At 58.8% G+C, this 20828-nt stretch carries 16 protein-coding genes; 8 read left to right on the top strand and 8 right to left on the bottom strand.

Annotated elements, in window-relative coordinates; genetic code table 11:
• Nucleotides 1-293 precede the first annotated feature (293 nt).
• The 4 genes from KEC16_RS08335 to KEC16_RS08320 all read left to right on the top strand — a co-directional run bounded on the left by KEC16_RS08335 (nt 294) and on the right by KEC16_RS08320 (nt 6390).
• On the top strand, nt 294-1421 hold the full coding sequence (locus tag KEC16_RS08335; protein ID WP_211547750.1) for a Re/Si-specific NAD(P)(+) transhydrogenase subunit alpha: 1128 nt from the start codon (nt 294-296) through the stop codon (nt 1419-1421).
• Nucleotides 1422-1435: 14 nt separating this feature from the next.
• Complete coding sequence (locus KEC16_RS08330; RefSeq protein WP_211547748.1) at nt 1436-1843, top strand: NAD(P) transhydrogenase subunit alpha part 2; 408 nt, start codon at nt 1436-1438, stop codon at nt 1841-1843.
• Nucleotides 1844-1853: 10 nt separating this feature from the next.
• Nucleotides 1854-3254, top strand: a complete 1401-nt coding sequence (locus KEC16_RS08325) for an NAD(P)(+) transhydrogenase (Re/Si-specific) subunit beta (protein ID WP_211547746.1) — start codon at nt 1854-1856, stop codon at nt 3252-3254.
• A 154-nt stretch (nt 3255-3408) separates the two neighbouring features.
• The gene (locus KEC16_RS08320) at nt 3409-6390 is read left to right on the top strand and encodes a PAS domain S-box protein (protein WP_211547744.1); all 2982 of its coding nucleotides are present in this window, start codon (nt 3409-3411) and stop codon (nt 6388-6390) included.
• A gap of 51 nt (nt 6391-6441) precedes the next feature.
• Here the strand turns inward: KEC16_RS08320 and KEC16_RS08315 are convergent, their stop codons facing one another.
• On the bottom strand, nt 6442-7470 hold the full coding sequence (locus KEC16_RS08315) for a methyl-accepting chemotaxis protein (RefSeq protein ID WP_211547742.1): 1029 nt from the start codon (nt 7468-7470) through the stop codon (nt 6442-6444).
• 361 nt (nt 7471-7831) lie between these two features.
• On the bottom strand, nt 7832-8035 hold the full coding sequence (gene rpsU, locus KEC16_RS08310; protein ID WP_024079771.1) for a 30S ribosomal protein S21: 204 nt from the start codon (nt 8033-8035) through the stop codon (nt 7832-7834).
• 183 nt (nt 8036-8218) lie between these two features.
• Here rpsU and KEC16_RS08305 point away from each other — a divergent pair, with 183 nt between their 5' ends.
• On the top strand, nt 8219-8839 hold the full coding sequence (locus tag KEC16_RS08305; RefSeq protein ID WP_211547741.1) for a COQ9 family protein: 621 nt from the start codon (nt 8219-8221) through the stop codon (nt 8837-8839).
• A 33-nt stretch (nt 8840-8872) separates the two neighbouring features.
• On the opposite strand, the gene KEC16_RS08300 is transcribed toward KEC16_RS08305, so the two are convergent.
• The gene (locus KEC16_RS08300) at nt 8873-10063 is read right to left on the bottom strand and encodes a TIGR03862 family flavoprotein (RefSeq protein WP_211547740.1); all 1191 of its coding nucleotides are present in this window, start codon (nt 10061-10063) and stop codon (nt 8873-8875) included.
• A gap of 76 nt (nt 10064-10139) precedes the next feature.
• Between KEC16_RS08300 and KEC16_RS08295 the strand changes: the two genes are divergently transcribed.
• Entirely contained in the window at nt 10140-10928 is a 789-nt protein-coding gene (locus KEC16_RS08295; protein WP_249208952.1) for an MBL fold metallo-hydrolase, read from the top strand.
• Here the strand turns inward: KEC16_RS08295 and KEC16_RS08290 are convergent.
• The 3 genes from KEC16_RS08290 to KEC16_RS08280 form a co-directional block, all read right to left on the bottom strand.
• Nucleotides 10920-13130, bottom strand: coding sequence for a hypothetical protein (locus KEC16_RS08290; protein WP_211547736.1), 2211 nt, complete (start codon nt 13128-13130; stop codon nt 10920-10922). The genes KEC16_RS08295 and KEC16_RS08290 overlap by 9 nt on opposite strands.
• Before the next feature lie 137 nt (nt 13131-13267).
• Nucleotides 13268-16417 carry an efflux RND transporter permease subunit gene (locus KEC16_RS08285; protein ID WP_211547734.1) on the bottom strand — a complete coding sequence of 1050 codons (3150 nt, stop codon included), beginning with the start codon at nt 16415-16417 and terminating at the stop codon, nt 13268-13270.
• Between the two features lie 5 nt (nt 16418-16422).
• Nucleotides 16423-17388, bottom strand: a complete 966-nt coding sequence (locus KEC16_RS08280) for an efflux RND transporter periplasmic adaptor subunit (protein WP_249208950.1) — start codon at nt 17386-17388, stop codon at nt 16423-16425.
• A gap of 103 nt (nt 17389-17491) precedes the next feature.
• On the opposite strand from KEC16_RS08280, the gene KEC16_RS08275 reads away from it, so the two are divergent.
• Complete coding sequence (locus KEC16_RS08275; RefSeq protein WP_211547732.1) at nt 17492-17695, top strand: YgaP family membrane protein; 204 nt, start codon at nt 17492-17494, stop codon at nt 17693-17695.
• A 31-nt stretch (nt 17696-17726) separates the two neighbouring features.
• Here KEC16_RS08275 and KEC16_RS08270 read toward each other — a convergent pair whose 3' ends face one another.
• Both KEC16_RS08270 and KEC16_RS20190 read right to left on the bottom strand, forming a co-directional pair.
• Complete coding sequence (locus KEC16_RS08270; RefSeq protein WP_211547730.1) at nt 17727-18593, bottom strand: M48 family metallopeptidase; 867 nt, start codon at nt 18591-18593, stop codon at nt 17727-17729.
• Nucleotides 18594-19113: 520 nt separating this feature from the next.
• A complete protein-coding gene (locus KEC16_RS20190; RefSeq protein WP_211547728.1) occupies nt 19114-19506 on the bottom strand; it encodes a bacteriohemerythrin in 393 nt (130 codons plus the stop codon).
• 157 nt (nt 19507-19663) lie between these two features.
• Here KEC16_RS20190 and KEC16_RS08260 point away from each other — a divergent pair, with 157 nt between their 5' ends.
• The gene (locus KEC16_RS08260; RefSeq protein ID WP_249208946.1) at nt 19664-20797 is read left to right on the top strand and encodes an ABC transporter substrate-binding protein; all 1134 of its coding nucleotides are present in this window, start codon (nt 19664-19666) and stop codon (nt 20795-20797) included.
• Nucleotides 20798-20828: the final 31 nt, after the last annotated feature.

Raw genomic sequence — 20828 nt, 5'->3', positions numbered from 1 at the left:
CCCGCATGGGCGGGGACGACTCTGCCCGACTCAACTACTCAGAGGTCATAATCGGGCAACAGGGGCTCGCTTCAAGGGCAAATGTCGTGTAGGCAGTCAGTCATGGTGCGTCGCACAAAAGCGGTACAGGGGAATCTTAGTTCAGATACTCCTGATGCAGCGCAATAAAAAGACAGGACGAGGGGTCTCTTGGTGTGTAAAGTTTCTTGAAACTCCTTGGCAACGCGGCGCGAGCCGTGCATCCTGTTTTTCTAATATAGAGCGGCCCGTCTCTTGAGCAGGGGAAAGAAGCAATGAAGATCGCCATACCGAAGGAGCGACGCGCGGGTGAAGCCCGTGTGGCGGCCTCGCCCGATACGGTGAAGAAGTACGTCCAGATGGGCTTTGATGTGCAAATCGAAGCCGGCGCGGGGGCTGGGGCCTCTATTGCCGACGCGGTTTATGTCGAGGCCGGCGCCACTATCGCCGCCGATGCCGCCGCCGCTTTCGACGCCGATGTGGTCTTGAAGATCGCCCGTCCCACCGACGAGGAAATCGGCCTGCTGAAGGAAGGCTCGGTGTTGATCGCCGCGCTGTCGGCGCTGACCCATAAGGATATGGTGGAAAAGCTGGCGGCTCGCAAGGTCACCGCCTTCGCCATGGAATTGGTGCCGCGCATCACCCGCGCCCAAAGCATGGATATCTTGTCGTCCCAAGCCAATCTGGCCGGCTACAAGGCGGTGCTGGACGGCGTGCACGAATTCAAGCGCGCGGTGCCGATGATGATGACCGCCGCCGGCACGGTGGCGCCGGCCCGCTTTCTGATCCTGGGCGCCGGCGTCGCCGGTTTGCAGGCCATCGCCACCGCCAAGCGTCTGGGCGGCGTGGTTTACGCCTTCGACGTCCGTCCGGCGGTGAAGGAACAGGTGCAGTCGCTGGGCGGCAAGTTCGTCGAAGTCGATCCCGACGCCACCAAGGACGCCGAGACCGCCGGCGGCTACGCCAAGGAAATGAGCGAGGATTACAAGGCCAAGCAGGCGGCGAAGATCGCCGAGGTGCTGGCTAAGACCGATATCGCCATCTGCACCGCGCTGATCCCCGGCAAGCCGGCCCCGGTGCTGATCACCGAGGACATGGTCAAGGGCATGCGCCCCGGCTCGGTCATCGTTGATCTGGCGGTGGAAATGGGCGGCAATTGTCCGCTATCCGAGTTTGACCGCGTGGTGGAAAAGCACGGCGTCACCCTGGTCGGCCACGGCAATGTGCCGGCGCGTCTGGCGGTTGACGCCTCGGCCCTGTTCTCCAAGAACCTGCTGAACTTCATCACGCCGCTGGTGGACAAGGAAAACAAGAATTTGGCCTTCAACTGGGATGACGAAATCCTCAAGGGCTCTTGTGTCGCCCGCGATGGTCAAGTCGTGCATCCCGCGTTGGTCGGCTAAGGAGGAACCCGGACATGGATCCCAAAGACATTGTCGAGGGCGCAGCCAAGCTCGCCACCGACGCCCAGGAGATGGCCGCCAAGGCGGCGCTGCTGGCCCAGCAGGCCACCCAGTTGGCGGTTTCGACCGGCGGCGATCATGGGACGGCCTTTGTCAGCCTGCTGACCATTTTCGTGCTGGCCTGCTTTGTCGGCTATTACGTGGTCTGGCGGGTGACGCCGGCCCTGCACTCGCCGCTGATGGCGGTGACCAACGCGGTGTCGTCGGTCATCATCGTTGGGGCGCTGATCGCCACCTCGACCGAGGGAACGGCGGCCAAGGTGTTGGGGTTCTTCGCGGTCATCTTGGCCTCGGTGAACATCTTCGGTGGCTTCATCGTCACCCAGCGCATGCTGTCCATGTTCAAAAAGAAGCAGAAATAAGGGGGCGACCGTGTCTGCAAGCCTGACGCAATTCGCATATCTCGTCGCCGCCATCTGCATGATCATGGCGCTCCGTGGCCTGTCCAGCCCAGAGACCTCACGCGGGGGCAACACCTGGGGCATGGTCGGCATGGCCATCGCCATCGTCACCACCATCCTGACGCCGGACACGTCTTATATCCTGATCCCGCTGGGGCTGCTGATCGGCGGTTCCATCGGCACCATTGTCGCCAAGAAGATCGAGATGACCGCCTTGCCGCAATTGGTGGCGGCGTTCCATTCCCTGGTCGGTCTGGCGGCGGTGTTCGTCGCCGGAGCGGCGGTGGCATCGCCGGAAGCTTTCGGCATCGTCGCCGCCGAGGGGGGCATCAAGATGGGCTCGCTCATCGAGATGAGCCTGGGCGTGGCCATCGGCGCCATCACCTTCACCGGTTCGCTGGTGGCCTTCGGCAAGTTGCAGGGTCTGGTCAGCGGCAAGCCGCTGGTGTTCCCCATGCAGCACAAGCTGAATGCCGGCTTGGGGCTGACCATGGTGGTGCTGATCGTCCTGTTCGCCATGTCGGGCGGTTCGGTGCCGTTATTCGTGCTGATCACCCTGGTTGCCCTGGCCTTGGGCTTCTTGCTGATCCTGCCCATCGGCGGCGCCGACATGCCCGTCGTCGTCTCCATGCTCAATTCCTATTCGGGTTGGGCGGCGGCCGGCATCGGTTTCACCTTGGGCAACCCGCTGCTGATCATCGTCGGCGCACTGGTCGGTTCCTCGGGCGCGATCCTGTCCTACATCATGTGTAAAGGCATGAACCGGTCGATCTTCAACGTCATCCTTGGCGGTTTCGGCGGCGAAGTGGCCGGGCCTGCCGGCGCTGCCGGCGCCGGGGGCGATCGTGCGGTCAAGGCCGGTTCGGCCGACGACGCCGCCTTCATCATGAAGAACTCGTCCAAGGTCATCATCGTGCCGGGATATGGCATGGCGGTGGCTCAGGCCCAGCATGCGTTGCGTGAAATGGGCGATCTGCTCAAGGCCGAAGGCGTCGATGTGCGCTATGCCATCCATCCGGTGGCTGGCCGCATGCCGGGTCACATGAACGTTCTGCTGGCTGAAGCCAACGTGCCCTATGACGAAGTCTTCGAGTTGGAAGAGATCAACCACGAATTCGGCACCGCCGACGTGGCTTTCGTCATCGGCGCCAACGACGTCACCAATCCGGCGGCCAAGACCGACACCGCCTCGCCCATTTATGGCATGCCCATTTTGGACGTGGAAAAGGCCAAGACGGTGTTGTTCATCAAGCGCTCGATGGCGTCGGGCTATGCCGGTGTCGATAACGAGCTGTTCTTCCGCCCGAACACCATGATGCTGTTCGGCGACGCCAAGAAGGTCACCGAGGAAATCTGTAGCGCGCTTGGCTGATCGCAAGCGTCGTAATCGGGATTAAGGGGCGCGTCCTCCGAAAGGAGGGCGCGCCCCTTTCATTTGGCCATCTGTCAAATCATGTCTTTGTGGGTATACATTTAGCATCATTCAGAAGGGGCGGAGACCGAGATTCCACCCCGGGGAGGTTGCTGTGAATAAAGTGGATACCCGCCCCGCCGCGTCGCGACCAAAGCCGCAAATCGACAGTTTTTTCGACCTCAGCCTGGATCTTTTGTGCATCGCCAACACCCAGGGTCGGTTTGTCCGTCTGTCGCGGTCGTGGGAATGCGTGCTGGGCTATCCCCTGGCGGATTTGATGGCGGCAAGCTTCTTGGATTTCGTCCATCCCGACGACCAAGCGAACACTTTATCGGTTCTACAGGCCCATGCCGACGGCGAGCGGGTGAGCAATTTCATCAATCGTTACCGGGCCTCGGACGGGCAATATCATTCCTTGGCGTGGCGTGCGAGCACCGTCGATGGGGATGGTCTGATTTTCGCCGTTGCCCGCGATGTTACCGATGAGCATCAGGTCTTGCATGATTTGGCGGAAGAGCGCGCCCGCTTGCGGGCGGTGATGGACAGCATCGCCGATCTGGTGTTCATCAAGGATCGGGATTTTCGTTATATCGGCTGTAACCGACCGTTCGAAGCATTTACCGGCCATGCCGAGCATGACTTGGTTGGTGGCGATGATTTCGATTTCTTCCCAACCGATGAAGCCCATTCTTTCCGCCAGAATGACTCGGCCATGCTGCGAAGCATGGCGCCGCGGCGCAACGAGGAATGGCTGACCTATCCGGATGGGCATAAGCGGTTATTCGACACCCAAAAGGTGCCGCTGCGCGATGTATTCGGGCAAGTGATGGGGCTGGTCGGCGTCAGCCGCGACATCACCGAGCAAGCGCAATTGCGTGGTGAAGTGGATTTCCTGGGGGCGATGGTCAATCACAGCCGGGAGGCGGTTTATTGTCTCAGTCCGTCACAAGATTTCGCCATCACCTACGCCAACCGGGCGACCTGCGCCTTGCTGGGATTGTCGCGCCGGGAAATCCTGTCTTCGCCGTTGACCCGGTTTGATCCGACGATGACGCGGGATTGGCTGGATCGGGTTTGGATGCGGATAAAGAGTTCAGATCATCCGGTTTTGATCGAGACACAATTGCGGGCGGCGGACGGCAAATTCGTGCCCGTCGAGATTTCCGCCAGCCGGCTGCATCACGAGGATGAAGAATATGTGGTCGGCTGGCTTCACGATATTTCCTCGCGGCAGGCGGCGGAACAGCAATTGCGCGAGCGGGAGGCTTTGTACCGTGCCTCGATCGAGGCCACCATCGACGGCTTCTGGCAGGTTGATAGCGGCGGCAGGATTGTTGACGCCAATTCCGCCTATGCCCGCTTGTCCGGCTATTCGGTCGCCGAATTGTGCACCATGCGCATCCATGATTTAGAGGCGGCGGAAAATGGTTTGGACACCGAAAAACGGATCTCTTTGATCGCCGCGCAAGGGGCGCTGCTTTTTGAAAGCCAGCATCGCCGCAAGGATGGCTCGATTTGGGAGGTCGAGGTCAATGTTCTGCATTCCGATCTGAGCGGCGGGCGCTTTTTCGTCTATCTGCGCGATCTGCGCCGGCGGCGTCGGGCCGATACCTTGCTGAAGGTGCGGCTGCATCTGGCCGAGGTCGGGCGACGCGGTGATATGGATGGCCTGCTGCACGAGGTCACCCTGGCGGCTCAACGCCTGACCGCCAGTACCACCGGGTTTTTTCAGTTCACCGATGCCGGGAACTTCAATGACGACCTGCCCGATATCTGCGGAGAGGCCTTGCGGTGTGGCCGGCCGGTGATCCGGAATGCCGAGCAAGCGATGGGCGAGGATGGTTCGCTCCATCGGCTGATGGTGTTGCCGGTGGTGGACGAGACGGGCTTCGCCGCGGTGATCGGCGTTGGCGACAAGGCGTCGGATTATGATGATGCTGATGTTGCTATCCTGCTGGAACTGGCCGATATCGCTCGGGATATCGCCAATTGGGTGCGGGCCGAACAGGCGCGGCAAAGTTTGAGCGCGGCCCTGGCCCAGACCGCGCATCAGTGGAGCGTGGCCATGGAGAATTTCGAGGGCGGGATCGCCGTCCTTGATAAGGATCGCCGCCTGCTGCGTGGCAATGCCGCTTTTTTCAGCCTGACCGCGTCATCGATCGACCGTATCGGCACCGTCATGCGCGGCTTGGCGGGAAATGTCGCGGCTGTGGATGTTTGGTTCGCCGCCGACACTCTGGAAATCGTGTTGGAAGCCGATGATCCGGCCAACCCTTCCCACCGGCCGTTAGAAGTCCGCACGGCCTCGATCCGCGACGTCGACGGTGCCGGCCAAGGCGTCGTGCTGTCGCTTTATGATCTGACTCGGCTGCGCGAACAAGAGCGTCGCTTGGAGCAAACCATTGGCGAATTGACCCGGAGCAACGCCGAATTGGAACGATTTGGCCAGGTTGCCGCCCATGATCTACAAGAACCAACCCGCCGTCAGGTGCTGTTCGCCCAGTTGTTGCAGCGTAAGTTGGCGGGCATTTTGGATGATGAAAGCCGCCAGTATCTGGATTTCCTGATCAGTGATGCATTGCGGATGCGCGACATGGTGCGGGCTCTCAACGTCTATCATCAGGCGGGGCAATCGGTGCGTCCGCCCGAATGCGTTGACCTTGACCGGGTGGTTGCCGACGTCTTGGCCACGCTTGCCGCCGAGATCGACGGCAGTCACGCCCAGTTATGCGTGTCGGCGCTGGGCGAGACCAGGGGCGAACGTTCGCGCTTGCACCTTTTGTTCGTTAATCTGGTGTCCAATGCCCTGAAGTTCCGCCGGCCAGGAATGGCGCCGCGTATCGCCGTGTCGGCAGAGGATTGCGGCGATCAGGTCTTGCTGTCGGTGGTCGATAATGGCATTGGCATTCCCGAGGAATACCGTGGCGATCTGTTCACATTGTTCCGCCGCCTCGGCTCGGAGGCCGGACTGGGCAGCACCGGCATGGGCTTGGCGCAATGCCGTCGCATCGTCGAGGATTTGGGCGGCCGGATCTGGATCGAAGGCAATGAACAAGACGGCAGCACGGTCAAGTTCACCTTGCCGCGGCTGTAATGAAAACGGGGCCAAAATGGCCCCGCCTTTCGCCAATCCGGGCCGTTGGGATTATTCTTCCTGAACGATGACCCCGTACCAGCCCAGGCCTTGATAGGTTTCGTATCCTGGGGTCAGGGCATAGGCGACAATGGTATTGTCCATGTCTTGATAACAGCCGCGATCGCCCTGTTTGGTGCGCAACGGAAATTTTTCCACCAACAGGCCGCGCCGGGCCGAATCGGCGATGATGCGGTGATCGCGGTCGATCAGCATGCAGCGGCTTTTCAGCTTTTCCTGCGGTGACAGGCGGACGCCATCGACGATGGTTTGGGCCTGGGCTTCCCAGTCGAAGAAGATCCCCAAGGCGCCGATGGGCTTGCCGTCGGCTTCGCCGCCTTCACGGATGGCGGTGGCATAGGTGGCGACCAGGGCGCCGCCCAAACCGCCTTCGCGGCTGATGTCGGCGACGGCGAAATCATTGCCGCTGCTGGTGGCCATGGCATCGCGGAACCATGCTTGCCGCGATACGTCGGTGCCGATGGCGCTGGGATAACGACCGGGCCGGCCATTGGCGATAATCCGGCCCGAGGAATCGGCCACCCACAAATCCAGATAGACGGTATAAGAATCCAGGATCACGCCCAGGCGCTTACAGGCATGGGCCACCTGATCGGGATCGGTCAGGCAATCGACCACGGCGGAATCGGTGGCCCACCAGCGCACATCGCATGACCGTTCGTACAGATTGCGGTCGGCGATTTCGACGGCGTTATGGGCGAGATCGGCCAGACGTTCGCCGCGGACTTGGCGCACTTCCTCGGCCAGGGCACGGCCGAAGCCGGACAGGCTGTCCAGTTTGCCGCGCAACTCGCCGCGCAGTGAATCGGTGAGTTCGGCGATTTCGGTGGAAATGGCTTTGACTTCGTCGGCGACGACGGCGAATCCGCGGCCCAATTGGCCGACGCGTTGCGCTTCGATCGAGGCGTTGAGCGCCAGCATTCTCGACCTGCGGGTGATGCCGTGGATCCGGTCAATTTTCTGATCGGTGACGGCGGCGACGGTCCCGGTAATTTCCAAGAGATGCTCGACTGATGCCATTTTCGTCCCCTTGCGCCAAGGTGTGCGTTGCAGCATCCTTAGCATGCCCGAGGGAAAAGTGAACAAAAAAATTGCACTCTATGGCAATTAGTCAATATGCCTTAGTTTTAGGCAGTGCCTTGTGAGGATTCGATCATGGGGGGCTCTTGGCGTTACCCTGAATCGGTCCGGAGACGGGGGACAGGGGGAGATTTCCGGGGAAATCCAGGGCATAAAACGCCAAGAGCGCCGCGACATTGCCATCGCGGCGCTCTGGTGCAATTGACTTTGGTCAGCTCTTGCATCCCATGCCGAATTTTAATTACGGCGCAGGGGTAGAGGAGGCTTGCCAAGGGCCGCCGTCAATCGCGGCGGCAATCAATTAGAAGCCTTCGCGCTCCAGGCGCTTGCGCTCCAGCTTACGGGCGCGGCGCACGGCCTCCGCCTTTTCGCGAGCGCGCTTTTCCGAGGGCTTCTCGTAGTTGCGACGCAGCTTCATTTCACGGAAGACGCCTTCGCGCTGCATCTTCTTTTTGAGGGCCTTCAGGGCCTGATCGACATTGTTGTCACGGACGAGAACTTGCACGTTTCTTCACAGCTCCTCTACGCTGAATAGAAAACCTACGCACGGCACACCATGCCGTCCGGGAGGGCGATCTGATAGCACAGTGTATTGGCTTTGCAAAGAGAATTACACATCATCTTGATATTCTCGACGCCGCCGCCCAACTGAGCTACGTATTGACGGGCATAACCTGAGGCCAAAGCCATGGACTTTCAAGATATTCGTGACCGGCTGATCGTGGCGGCGTTGCCCCATGCGGTGTTTGACGGCTGGACCGCCAAGACCTTGGTGCTGGCCGCGACCGATTTGGAGATGGAGCTATCGCTGGCCGAACGCGCGTTCATGGGCGGCCCGGTCGAAGCGGTGGAGCATTTCGCCGATTTTGGCGATCGCCTGATGGTGGCCGATTGCGGCGATCTGGCGACGTTGAAGACGCCCGATCGCATCAAGATGTTGATTCGCACCCGATTGGAACGCTGGTCGCCCCACCGCGAGGCCTTGCGCCGGGCCTTGGCGCTGCTGGCCTTGCCGAGCAATGCCCCGATTGCCGCCAAGATCACCGGGCGCACGGTGGATGCCATGTGGCGGGCGGCGGGGGACGTGTCGCACGATTTTTCTTGGTACACCAAGCGTGCCACCCTGGCTGGCGTTTATACCGCCACCTTGTTGTACTGGCTGGATGATGGTTCACCCGATTGCGCCGATAGCTGGGCCTTTCTCGACCGCCGTCTGGCCGATGTCGGCCGCATCACCAAGGCGCGCAAGGGGGTCGGGAAATGGTTGGCGACGGTGTTGCCTAAACCGGCGGCAAGCAAGCGGGTCTGATCGCCATTCCTTGAGGGCGGGGGCGATGGGGACTTATGCTTTAAGCCAGTCCAGCGCCGCCAGTCCCGCCGTTCGGCCGGTGGCCAGGCAGGCGGTGAGCAGGTAGCCGCCGGTTGGCGCTTCCCAATCCAGCATCTCGCCGGCGACAAAGACGCCGGGGCGGGATTTCAGCATCAGGCGCTGGTCCACGGCGTCGAAGCACAATCCGCCGGCGGTGGATATTGCCTCGGCCAGCGGGCGGGGCGCGGTCAAGGTCAGGGGCACGGCCTTGAGCGCGGCGGCGTCGCTCAATCGTTCGACCGGCAGACATTCCCGCGCTAAGCCGGCGGCGACGCCCTTGATGCCGGCTTGACGTTCCAGATGGTTGGCCAGTGATCGGCTGCCGCGTGGGCGGGCCAGGGCTTGCGCCAGTTTTTCGACATTCCAGTCGGGTTTCAGGTCCAGATACGGCACGGCTTGGCCATCGGCTTGGATGGCGTCGCGCAGCGGCGCCGACAGGGCGTAAATGGCGCTGCCTTCCACCCCGGTTTCGGTGATGACGAATTCACCTTTCAGCCGCCTGCCGGCGAATTCCACCCCTACCGCCTTGACCGGGGCGCCGGCGAAGCGTTGGCGGAAATGATCGCTCCAGTTCGTATCGAAGCCACAATTGGCGGGGCGGAACGGCACCAGTTTTTCCGCCGCCAGAATGGCGGTCCAACCGCCATCCGACCCCAAGCGCGGCCACGACGCCCCGCCCAAGGCCAGGATGGCGGCTTTGGCGCTGACGGTGATTTCACCCGAGGGCGTGGCGAAGCGAAGGGCGTTGCTTTCATCCCAGCCCAGCCAACGATGACGGCTGTGCAAGGTGACGCCGTCGCGGCCCAAACGCTGCAACCAGGCCCGCAGCAACGGGGCCGCCTTGAAATCGGTGGGAAAGACCCGGCCCGACGAGCCGATGAAGGTTTTTATGCCCAATCCCGCCGCCCAGTCGCGCAAGTGATCGGGGCCGAAAGCCCGTAGACTTGGCGCCAACAGGTCGGCACCGGGGCCGAAACGCCGCAAGAACGCGTCCAACGGCTCGGAATGGGTCAAGTTCAACCCACCGATGCCGGCGCGCAGGAATTTGCGGGCGGGGCTCGGCATGGATTCGAACAGCGCGACCCGCAGCCCGTTCTGGCCCAGGACTTCCGCCGCCATTAATCCCGCTGGGCCGGCGCCGATGATCACCACGTCGTATTGCATGCCCTTTCATACGATTGATCGGGGCCGGCTGTCACCTGCTCTTGCCCTTTGTCCTAGCTTGCGCCACCTTGGGGTGATGAAGCTGATGGACGAAATCGCCGCCACTATCGTTGACCGCAAGACCATGGCCGTGTGGTTCTTGGGCCAGAACGGCTGGGTTATCAAATCCCCCGCCGGCAAGATTTTGGTAATCGACCCCTATTTATCCGATTCCTGCAATCCATCGCGTCGCGGCCTGGATGTGCGCCGTCAGGTGCCGGTGCTGATCGCCCCCGAGGATCTGCACGCCGACCTGTTGGCCTGTACCCATTCGCATAAGGATCATGCCGATCCGCAGAGCTTGTGTCCGGCCTGTCAGGCGGGACGCATTGCCGGTTTCCTGGGGCCGGCGCAGACACAGGCGGTCTTTGCCGAGGCCGGCGCTTCGCCGTCGGATTGTTTGTTGACCTGGCCGGGCGACGCGGTGGAAATGGACGATATCCGCCTGCACGGCACCTTTGCCTTGCCCACCGACACCAGCGATCAGACCCATATGGGCTTTGTCGTCGAAGTGGATGAGGGGCCGAAATTGTGGATCACCGGCGATACCGCCTGGTGTGACCTGCTGGCCGAATCAGGTTTGCCGCACCGGCCCGACGCCATGGCGGTGTGCATTAATGGCGGCTATGCCAATCTGTCGCATTGGGAAGCGGCGGAATTGGCCCGCCGCGTCAATCCACGGCTGGCCATCCCGTGTCATTACGACATGTTCGCCGATAATTCCTGCGATCCGCGCATGTTCGCCGCCAGCCTGACCGTCAAGGGCATCGGCGACAAATATTGTCTGGCCGGACATGGTGTGAAAATGTCAATTGGCTTAGTCTAATTGATGGGGTGGCTGCTCTTTATTATCTTTATATTCTTGTATTATTCTGACTATGTTGTCAGATAGTGTTCTGAAATTAACTGTTCTTGATTCGTCAATATTATCTATAAAGTCACATATTGTTTCCGTGAGTTTCGGTGATATACGAAAATAGAAATTATCAAATAATAGATTTCCCTTGTTTTTCTCAAAAATCTCACATTCCGCTCTCTCTATCTCCATAATCACCTGTAAAAATAAGAATGTATTTATAAGTGATTGCTCAATCCAGCGGGATATAGAGACGACACTATTATGCTTATATTGTCCCTTGAACTTTGATGATAAAATCCTTGGCACAAATGTATCTAATATTACATTTTCAATGTATCTCATATTAAACAGCATTCTGTTTATAGCGATATACCCAAAATTACTTATACTGTAAGTGTATTTGTCGTTTTTGTAAACAATTTTAACGAAACCTCCTGCCTGCAAAATCTCCATTATGTCTGTTAGTTCGTTCCGGGAGCAGTGATATCCAAGGCATTTCAACAGTTCATCAATAGACTCTATGTCGCAATAGTCATTTATTTTGTCAAGGTACTGTAAAATACGAACTTTTATTAGAAGAAAATTTGGTATGTCAATTTGATCTTTGTGGTCAAGGTGGTAGTTAAATAGATTGTCAACCGTAGCCCCGAATATATCGTGGCTGTATTTTTTTCCAAGCTGTACTTTATTGAAGAAACCAATTCTATCCCGGATTAGGAATGCCTCAAATATATCATATTGACTTGATGAAGATAAGTAGCTTCCGTCTCTTTTTATGTACTCAAATAAATCAAAAATATCTTTAAACTCTGAGTCCTTTCCCTTAATTGTACCTGACAGAACAAATGTCGCAACTTCAATCACGGACTCCATTAGTTGTCTATGGTTGTAATCAAAAAACTTTGATATTTCTTCGTCATTTTTAATGCCAAGTGCCTTTGACATTGTTTCTAAAAGTTTTCTCCAAAACCATTCAACGGAATCCTCTCTCCCTCTCCAGAAAGACTTTTCTGATTTATCATGTTGAATGAAATAGGCGACGCCTCTTCTCAATAGGGTATTGAATTCACATGGAACAAGTTTGCGTTGCTCCACCCTGCGGAGTCGCTCGGAGTGCGCGCAGACAAACGTCTCGTAGGTGCAGTCCCTTAGGGTTATAATGTAATTTGTGTGCGGGATAGTATGGTGGCGTTGTTTTTCTCCAAATATCACCGTCGCCAAGTCATTGAATAGTTGTGTGTATTCTCCTTTTACAATTGAGCCAAAGCTGAGTGCATCTAATCCGTCTATGCTAACGAGGAATTTTATTCCCTTTATTGCAAGAAATTGCGGTAAGTACGAGAGTGATCTGAGTGTATTTTCACCAACAGGTGTGTTGGGGTAAACTACTGAATGGAGGTCTTTCTTGTCGAATGCGGCTCCTTTGTTTTTGCAGAATTCGCTAAAATCATCTCGAGCCTTCTCTCTTCCGCCAATTTTGTTTATTAAGATATCGTTTTGACTAAACGATGCTGCAATGCTTCTTTGTATTGTCTTTGTTATTTCAATGTATCTAATGTCGTCTGTGAGTGCTTGTTTCGTTCTGTCTGCACTTATCTTTGATGAGAATAAGTCGTGAGGGATTAGTGTAAAAAGTATATTGTTTTCTATAAACTTATCTCTGTATCCTTCTGAGAAAAAATTAACGAACGTTGATTTTCCGCTTCCAACTTTACCAGTTATGAACTCTATGTGTGGGAGGTATTGTTCCGTCTTTGATATGTTATTTAAATTTATTTTATTGATAATATTACAAACCCAGTCGTCGACAGATCTTTCTGATCTGTTTATGTGTCCCCTGTATCCTTCCTGATGTGTGAAATTCTCTACATGCTTATCGGATGGATAACAGTAACCATATTCTTTGTTGAATACTTCTCTGCCTGGCGGTAATTTAAATAAGCAGCGTTCAGTGTTCTTGAAGAAATCATTTGTGTATTCGAACACATCTGTAATATCGTTTTCGCCATAACGATCCTGAGCGCGGGGGTTTAAGTCGCTAGGCCGGGGGCGGTTAATTTTTGCATTTTCTGACAGCTGGCTCCGCGATAGATGTATTCTTCTGCTAGAATACAATTTTTTTAGCTCATCTATGAGTGCTTCTGTGTCGCTGTTCGTATTTTTTGTCACGATTTAGGTGCCCTCAGCTAAATACATTTGTTGCGATCATTTTACCGCAACAAGCAACTTTTTGGCAATTACTGATCTCGTAAAAATAGATTTCTCTATTAATGACTCTCAAAAATATCAGGTTATAATTTATATAATCATTCCAGTTCGCGGCCGTCGTCGCGCAGCCAGATATACAGCGCCGGGATGACCGCCAGGGTCAGGGCGGTGGATGACAACAGGCCGAACACCAGCGAGATGGCTAGACCCTGGAAGATGGGGTCGGCCAGGATGAAGGCGGCGCCGATCATCGCCGCCGCCGCGGTCAGCACGATGGGCTTGAAACGGGTCGCCCCCGAATCAAGCACGGCTTGGCGAATGCTGGCGCCTTCGCCCAGACGGTGACGGATGAAATCCACCAGCAAGATGGAATTGCGAACGATGATGCCGGCCAGGGCGATGAAGCCGATCATCGAGGTGGCGGTGAACGGGGCGTTGAACAGCATGTGGCCGATGACGATGCCGATCAGGGTCAAGGGCACGGGCACCAAGATGACCAGGGGCAGACGGAAGCTGCCGAACTGGGCCACCACCAGCAGATAGATGCCGAGAATGGCGACGCCGAAGGCGGCCCCCATGTCGCGGAAGGTGACATAGGTGATTTCCCATTCGCCGTCCCACAAAAGCGTCGGATGGGATTCGTCGAGCGGCTGGCCATGATACTTGACGGTGATGGCGGCGGGCAGGTGATCCTCGACCGCGAACATGCCGTAGATCGGGGCCTCGTAGCGGCCAGCCAGTTCGGCCTGAACCATTTCGGCGTAGCGGCCGTCACGGCGGAAGATGGGCGAGCTGGCGGCTTCGTAACTGATTTCGACCACGTCGCCCAGTTCAACCACGCCATGACGGGACGGCACCGGGGTGGTGGCCAGCAATTCGCCCGGATGCTTGTCGGCCTTGGCCAGGGCGATGACGATTTCCTTGGGATTGGCGCCGGCGCCGCGATGGGAATAGCCGACCTTGACCCCGCCCATCAGCGCTTGGATGGTGTCATAGACCGCTTGTTGTTCGACGCCGTGGAATTCAAGTCGTTCCTGGTCGATGGAAACGCGCAGGCGCTGCCACGGATGGGCCAGGGTGTCGTCGATATCGACGACGTAATCGACCTTGGCGAAGGCCGCGCGCACTTGCGCCGCCGTTGCCCGCCGGCTGTCGGCATCGGGGCCATAGATTTCGGCCAAGAGGGTCGACAGCACCGGCGGGCCGGGCGGCACTTCGACGACGCGGATGGCGGTGCCGTCCGGCTTGGCCAGATCGGCCAGACGCTGGCGCACGTCTAAGGCGATGGCATGGCTGGGACGGTCGCGGTCGTGCCGAGAGGTCAAGTTCAGTTGCAGATCGCCCAATTCCGGCGCGGACCGCAAATAAGAGTGGCGGACCAGACCGTTGAAGTTGAACGGTGCGGCGGCTCCGGCATAGGCCTGGATGCTGGTCAGTTCGGGCAGGTCGGCCAGCCGCTTGGCGGCATCCATCAGCACCCGCTCGGTGTCTTCCAGCGGCGCGCCTTCGGGCAGATCGATCACGACCTGGACTTCCGACTTGTTGTCGAAGGGCAGCAATTTGACCGTTACCGCCTTGAAGCCGAACATGGTCAAGGACAGCACGGTGGCGATGGTGACGCCGGCCAGCAGTTTTTTCGAGCGCGAGCGGCCCTGCAACAGCGGTCGGGCCAGCCGGCGATACAAATCGCCCAGGCGGTCGCGGTGCCCGGCGTGGCCGCCGGTCTTGGAGCGTCCGGCCACTTTCAGCAACAGCCACGGGGTGATGATGATTGCGACGAAGAACGAAAACATCATGGCCGAGGAGGCGTTGGCCGGAATCGGGCTCATATAAGGCCCCATCAGCCCCGACACGAACATCATCGGCAACAGCGCGGCAATGATGGTCAAGGTGGCAATGATGGTCGGGTTGCCCACTTCCGCCACCGCTTCCACCGCCACTTCGGCGCGGTCGCGGGTCTTGTCGGCCAACCAGTGGCGGACGATGTTCTCGACGACGACGATGGCGTCATCGACCAGGATGCCGATGGAAAAGATCAAGGCGAACAGGCTGACGCGGTTGATGGTGTAGCCCAGCAGATAGCTGGCGAACAAGGTCAGCAAGATGGTGGTCGGCACCACCAGGGCGACGACGACGCCTTCGCGCCACCCCAATGCCCAGGTGATCAGGACGACGATGGACAAGGTGGCCAAGGCCAGATGGAACAACAATTCATCGGCCTTGTCCGCCGCCGTCTCGCCGTAATTGCGGGTGACGGTGATATCCACCGTGGGCGGGATCAAGCGGTCCTTGATTTGTTCAAGCCGGGCCAGGGTTTCCTCGGCCACCAGCACGGCGTTGGCGCCGGCCCGCTTGGCGATGGCCAGGCTGACGCTGGGCACCGCCTTGCCGGCTTTGATCTGCCAGGCGCGGGCATCAACGGCTTCGCCGTCGATGACGACGCGGGCGACATCCTTGACATAGACCGGGCGGCCGTCATGGGACAGCAGCAGTAAATTGCCGATATCGGGAATGCCGGTCAGGGTCTGACCGCCGACCACCGGCAGATGACGTCCGGCCTCGCGCACGGCGCCGACCATGAACGAACGGTTGGCGTTCTCGATCTTGGCGACCAATTGATTAAGGGTGATGCCGTACAGGGCCAGGGCTTCCGTGTCCGGTTCCACCCGCACTTGATCCTTGCGGCCGCCGACGATGTAGCTTTGGCCGACATTATCGACCTTGACCAATTCGTGCTGCAACTCTTCGGCCAGATTATAAAGGGCGTTGTCGTTCCAGCGCTCGGCGTGTTCGGGCTTGGGGGCGATGGTCAGCGCCAAGATGGCGACATCGTTGATGCCGCGACCGATGATCAGCGGCTCGGGGATGCCGTGGGGCAGGGCGCGCAAATTGGCGCGCACCTGTTCGTGCACGCGCAAGATGGCGGCATCTTCCGAGGTGCCGACAGTGAAGCGGGCGGTGACGATGACTTGGTCGTCATTGGTCTGGGAATAGACGTGCTCGACCGCGTCGATCCCCTTGACGATGTCTTCCAGCGGCTTGGTCACCAGTTCGGCGGCGTCCACCGCCTTTAAGCCGTTGGCGGCGACCATGATATCGACCATGGGCACGCTGATCTGCGGTTCTTCCTCTCGCGGCAGCGCCGACAAGGCGATGAACCCCACCGCCAGCGAGGCCAGCAGCAACAGCGGCGTCAGCGGCGAACGGATGAAGTGCTTGGCGATGGCGCCCGAGATGCCCAGCTTCATGGCGCTCACCACGTCACCAAATCGCCGTCGCGCAGACCGGACAGCACTTCGATATCATCCTCGGCCGCCTGGCCCAGTTGCACGACCACGGGGCCAACATCCTTGACGGTGACGTAATCAAGACCAAAGCGGGGACTGATCGCCGCCCGCGGAACAATGATGGCCGGGCGTTGTCCGGTGGTCACATGCACCGGCACCCGTTCGCCGACGAAGAAATCGCCCAGGCCCTCGACGGCGACATCGGCGATGACCCGGCCGTCCTCGATGCGCGGATAGACTTGGCGGATGGTGCCGAAACGTGGCGGCGTATCGATGGTGGAGAGGCTGCGCGGCCCCACCAGCACCCGATCGCCGAGTTTGATGAAGCGGGCATGGCGTTCGGGCAGAGCCATGCGCAAGATGTAATTCTCGGCGGCGATGGTGGCGATGGTGTCGCCGGCCATGACCACGCTGCCTTGGGTGACGTGCACTTTCAGCACCCGGCCGGCGCCGGGCGCCAGCACCGCGCCCTCGCCGCTGCGTTCGGCGCTGACCTGCTTTTCCGAGCGAATGGCGGCGATATTGCGGGTGGCCACATCCAGGCGGGTGCGGGCATTGTCGACGCGGGCCTGGGTCGCGGCGCCCTTGGCCAGCAGATCGCCCGAGCGGCGGAATTCGATTTCGGCCAGATCGCGTTCGGCCTCGGCCGCTTTCAGGCGGGCGTCGATGCCGGCGGTGGCCAGGGCCAATTTGGGGTCGCCGATGGTGGCGATGCGGACGCCGGCTTCGACGCTTGTCCCTTCATCCACCAGCAAGCCCGACACGGTGCCGGTGATCCGGGCGCGGGCCAGGACTTCATCGACGCTTTCCACCGTGGCGAATACCGCCTTCAGGTCGTCCACCTTGTGGGTCTTGACCACCATTTCGCCGGCAAGCGCGGGCGAGGCGGCGATGAGGGCGGCCAGGGTCAGGGGGAGGACGAAATGCGACATGGAATCATCTCCTGGTGACGATACCCTTGACTTATATATTAGGCTAATCTAATTAACAAGGGGTCAGAGACGGCTTTTCTCTCGGTTTCAAGGAATATCGCCCATGTCCATCGATCGTGTCGTGTTCGCCTTTGCCGGTTTGGTCATTCTGGCCAGTCTGGTGCTGTCGCAGGTGCATTCGGCCTATTGGCTGCTGATGACAGCCTTTGTCGGCCTCAACATGTTTCAGGCTGCTTTTACCGGCTTTTGCCCGCTGGCCATGATCTTGAAGAAGATGGGCTTTCAGCCGGGCTGCGCCTTTAACTGACGGGGCTGATGCCGATTTTGCCGCCGGCCGCTCAGCCCGCCGGAGTTGGGAACAGTTCCTTCAACTCATCCCACCCCGCCGTCTGGGCGCCGTTGTTTCGGCGCTCGGTCTTGGCGGCGGCTTGTTCGATCCTGGCGATGCGTTCGGTGGTGCCGGGATGGGTGGAAAACAGCGATGTGGTCGTCGTGTCCGATTGGGGATGCAGGCGGAGCAGGGTGTGAAAGAAATCGTCGGCCCTGTTCGGATCATAGCCGGTACGGGCGAAAATCTTCAAAATGTGGGCGTCGGCTTCGAATTCATGGTCGCGGGAATAGCCGGACAGAATCATGCCATACAGCGGCCCCTCTAATGCCGACAGCACTTCGCCGCCGATGGCGCCGGCGCCACCGCCGATCCAGGCCCCCAGGGCTTCCTTGCCCAGGCTGCCGGCAGAGCTGATGAGCGCCTGATTGCGGATCTGGGCCAAGCCATGGCCGCGATCGGCGTGCCCGATCTCGTGGGCGATGACCGAAGCCAGTTCATCCGGGGTCCGGCATTGCGACACCAGGGCGCTGTTGATGGCGATCTTGCCGCCGGGTAAGGCCCAGGCGTTGACCTGATCGCTTTCCACCAAGGTGATGTCCCAGGCCAGGGCGCTGCGGTCGGCGGCGTTGATCAGCGGCTGGGCGAAGGTCTGCAATGCTTCTTGGGCGTCGCTGTCGGGATAGACGCCACCGGATTTGCTGAGATAGCCCTGGTAATAGCTTTCGCCCATCTCGATTTCATCGCTTTCCCCGGTGGTATAGGCGCCCGCCACGGTAACGGCGCTTTGGATCAGGTTGCCGATGCTGAACTGGGCATAAGCAGGGGCGGCGACGGCGCTGGCGGCCAGGGAGGCAAGCAAGGAACGGCGATTCATCGGAAGAAACCTCGGCTTTGACAATGGCGCGCCCCCTTGCTTGGTCCATGCCGAAGGGATAAGGCCAAGCCGATAGTGACCCAGATACAATTTTGCGTCCACGCGCTTTTGCCGATCGGCGCTAACGTCTTGGCAATGTTTTCGCCACACCCTGTCACATGTCGATTCACACCAATACACTCGCCGCGCTGGCGATTGAGTAGAATTGGAATGGATCAATCATGGTCTGTCCGTTGATGGGTTGCCGTCATGTCCTTGCACGTCGAACGCCAAAACAGCCAATGCTACGCAATTCGGGTTGAGCAGGCGGCCGCTCATGTCGGGCGGGGGGAATGGGCATGCGGACACGCCATCACCAGTGGTTTGATGCAATGCGCCTTAGCCGGCGGATGCCCGAAACGGGGCGAATGCAGCCACGCGGCCGAACGCATGATGGGTGTGATCAAGGATCTGTTAGAGAATTGATGGCGGTCGCCCTTTGCCATGATCGGGCCAGGCGACCGGCCGGCCCGCGCGGCACTTAGGGGCGGTTCAGATGCTGAAAGATCTTTTGGTCTTCCTCGCTGATATGGCGGTATAGCCAAGCATTCAGAAAATGCTCGATATCAGCGGCGGGGTGGTTGTTGGCGCCCATGGCCATCTCTTCGCGGAATTCCCGGATTTCGTCCAGCAAGGCCCGGTGCAGCTGTTCATGCACGGCGAGGCCCGGCAAGTGGATGTTGCGCATCACCCGTTCTTCATGGGCGAAGTGGTCGGCGACCTGCTCAATCAGGCGATCCAGCCCTTCGACCAGGAACAGGCGATCCGCACCGGCATGAACATGGGCAAAAAACGCCTCGACCTCGCGGATGAGATTCCGATGCTGCTGGTCAACGGAATTGACGTCTGTACTCAGGCCTTCTTTCCACAACATCAACAGCATCCTATGGTGTTTGAAATTCTTTTAAATTAAATCGCCAAGCCTTTGCAATGGTTTCACCGGCAGGGAAAAGCGGTGCCAATAATTCAGCAATCACGCTATTATCTGGTTCGGTGTGTTTTGGTGGATTTGGGATACGAAGATGAAATTTATGCGCGTAGTCTTAGCCGCGGCGCTATTTTCATTTGCTGCTTTTCCGGCGTTGGCCGAGGACCCCATTCGCATTGGTTCCTTCCTGTCCACCACCGGGGTGATGTCGCCCATGGGCGACCCGGAAAAAAAGACCCTGGAGATGGAGATCGAGCGTCTCAACGCCCAGGGTGGCCTGCTCGGCCGGCGGTTGGAACTGGTGCTTTACGACGATGGCTCGGTTCCCGAAAAGGCGGTGACCATGGCCAAGCGGCTGATCGAATCCGATCGGGTCGATGTCATTATCGGCGGCTCGGGGACGCCGACCTCGTTGGCGGTGATGTCGATGATGGAAAAGGCGGAAATGCCGTTTCTATCGCTGGGCGGCGGCGTTGCCATTATCGAACCGGTGCGGAAATGGACTTTCAAGGTGCCACAAACGGATCGGTTGGCGGCGGAAAAGGTCTATGGCGACATCAGGCGGCGTGGGCTGTCTCGGGTGGCGTTGCTGTCGGAAAATGTCGGGTTTGGCAAATCCGGTCGCAACCAATGCCTGGATTTGGCCGCGGCCTATGGTATCGAGATCGTTGCCGATGAAACCTATGCGCCGCGCGATCCTGACGTCACTCCGCAATTGACCCGTATTCGCGCCACTCCGGGGGTGCAGGCGTTGTTCGTCTTCGGCACCGGGCAGGGGCCGGCGGTGGTGACCCGTAATATTCGCCAACTGGCCATGGATGTGCCGGTCTATCAATCCCACGGCGTCGCATCGAAAGACTTTCTGCGTCTGGTCGGCACCGCCGCCGACGGCATGCGCTTGCCGTCCTCGGCCTTGGCCATTGTCGATGTGCTGCCCCAATCCGATCGGCAAAAACCGGTTCTGACCGCCTTCAAGCGTGATTTCGAGAGGCGGAGCGGGGACGAGGTCAGCATGATGGCCGGCCATGCCTGGGACGCGCTTTATCTGTACGTGCAGGCGGTAAAACGGGCCGGCAGTACAGACAAGGCCAAGGTGCGCGACGAGATCGAGGCCACGCGCGATTTCGTCGGCCAGGGAGGCATTTTCACCCTGTCGGCCACCGATCACATGGGTTTGACCTTGGATTCCATGCGCATGGTCGAGATCCATGGGGGCGATTGGACGTTACTGGAATAGGTTTAGACTGTTTATTCATGGTTGTGTCCGC

It is taken from the genome of Magnetospirillum sulfuroxidans, from assembly GCF_018224925.1.
In the GTDB taxonomy this organism is placed as follows: Bacteria; Pseudomonadota; Alphaproteobacteria; order Rhodospirillales; family Magnetospirillaceae; genus Magnetospirillum; species Magnetospirillum sulfuroxidans.
The sequence above is the reverse complement of the archived record's forward strand: the minus strand, read 5'-3'. Positions and strand labels throughout refer to the sequence as shown.

What these genes read in the sequence shown, in the direction of transcription:
- KEC16_RS08280 (WP_249208950.1), bottom strand. Translation starts at nt 17,388, where the DNA reads ATGTCGCATTTCGTCCTCCCCCTGACCCTGGCCGCCCTCATCGCCGCC.
- KEC16_RS08335 (WP_211547750.1), top strand. Translation starts at nt 294, where the DNA reads ATGAAGATCGCCATACCGAAGGAGCGACGCGCGGGTGAAGCCCGTGTG.
- KEC16_RS08305 (WP_211547741.1), top strand. Translation starts at nt 8,219, where the DNA reads ATGGACTTTCAAGATATTCGTGACCGGCTGATCGTGGCGGCGTTGCCC.
- KEC16_RS08270 (WP_211547730.1), bottom strand. Translation starts at nt 18,593, where the DNA reads ATGAATCGCCGTTCCTTGCTTGCCTCCCTGGCCGCCAGCGCCGTCGCC.
- KEC16_RS20190 (WP_211547728.1), bottom strand. Translation starts at nt 19,506, where the DNA reads ATGTTGTGGAAAGAAGGCCTGAGTACAGACGTCAATTCCGTTGACCAG.
- KEC16_RS08300 (WP_211547740.1), bottom strand. Translation starts at nt 10,063, where the DNA reads ATGCAATACGACGTGGTGATCATCGGCGCCGGCCCAGCGGGATTAATG.
- KEC16_RS08260 (WP_249208946.1), top strand. Translation starts at nt 19,664, where the DNA reads ATGCGCGTAGTCTTAGCCGCGGCGCTATTTTCATTTGCTGCTTTTCCG.
- KEC16_RS08285 (WP_211547734.1), bottom strand. Translation starts at nt 16,417, where the DNA reads ATGAAGCTGGGCATCTCGGGCGCCATCGCCAAGCACTTCATCCGTTCG.
- KEC16_RS08315 (WP_211547742.1), bottom strand. Translation starts at nt 7,470, where the DNA reads ATGGCATCAGTCGAGCATCTCTTGGAAATTACCGGGACCGTCGCCGCC.
- KEC16_RS08275 (WP_211547732.1), top strand. Translation starts at nt 17,492, where the DNA reads ATGTCCATCGATCGTGTCGTGTTCGCCTTTGCCGGTTTGGTCATTCTG.
- KEC16_RS08330 (WP_211547748.1), top strand. Translation starts at nt 1,436, where the DNA reads ATGGATCCCAAAGACATTGTCGAGGGCGCAGCCAAGCTCGCCACCGAC.
- KEC16_RS08295 (WP_249208952.1), top strand. Translation starts at nt 10,140, where the DNA reads ATGAAGCTGATGGACGAAATCGCCGCCACTATCGTTGACCGCAAGACC.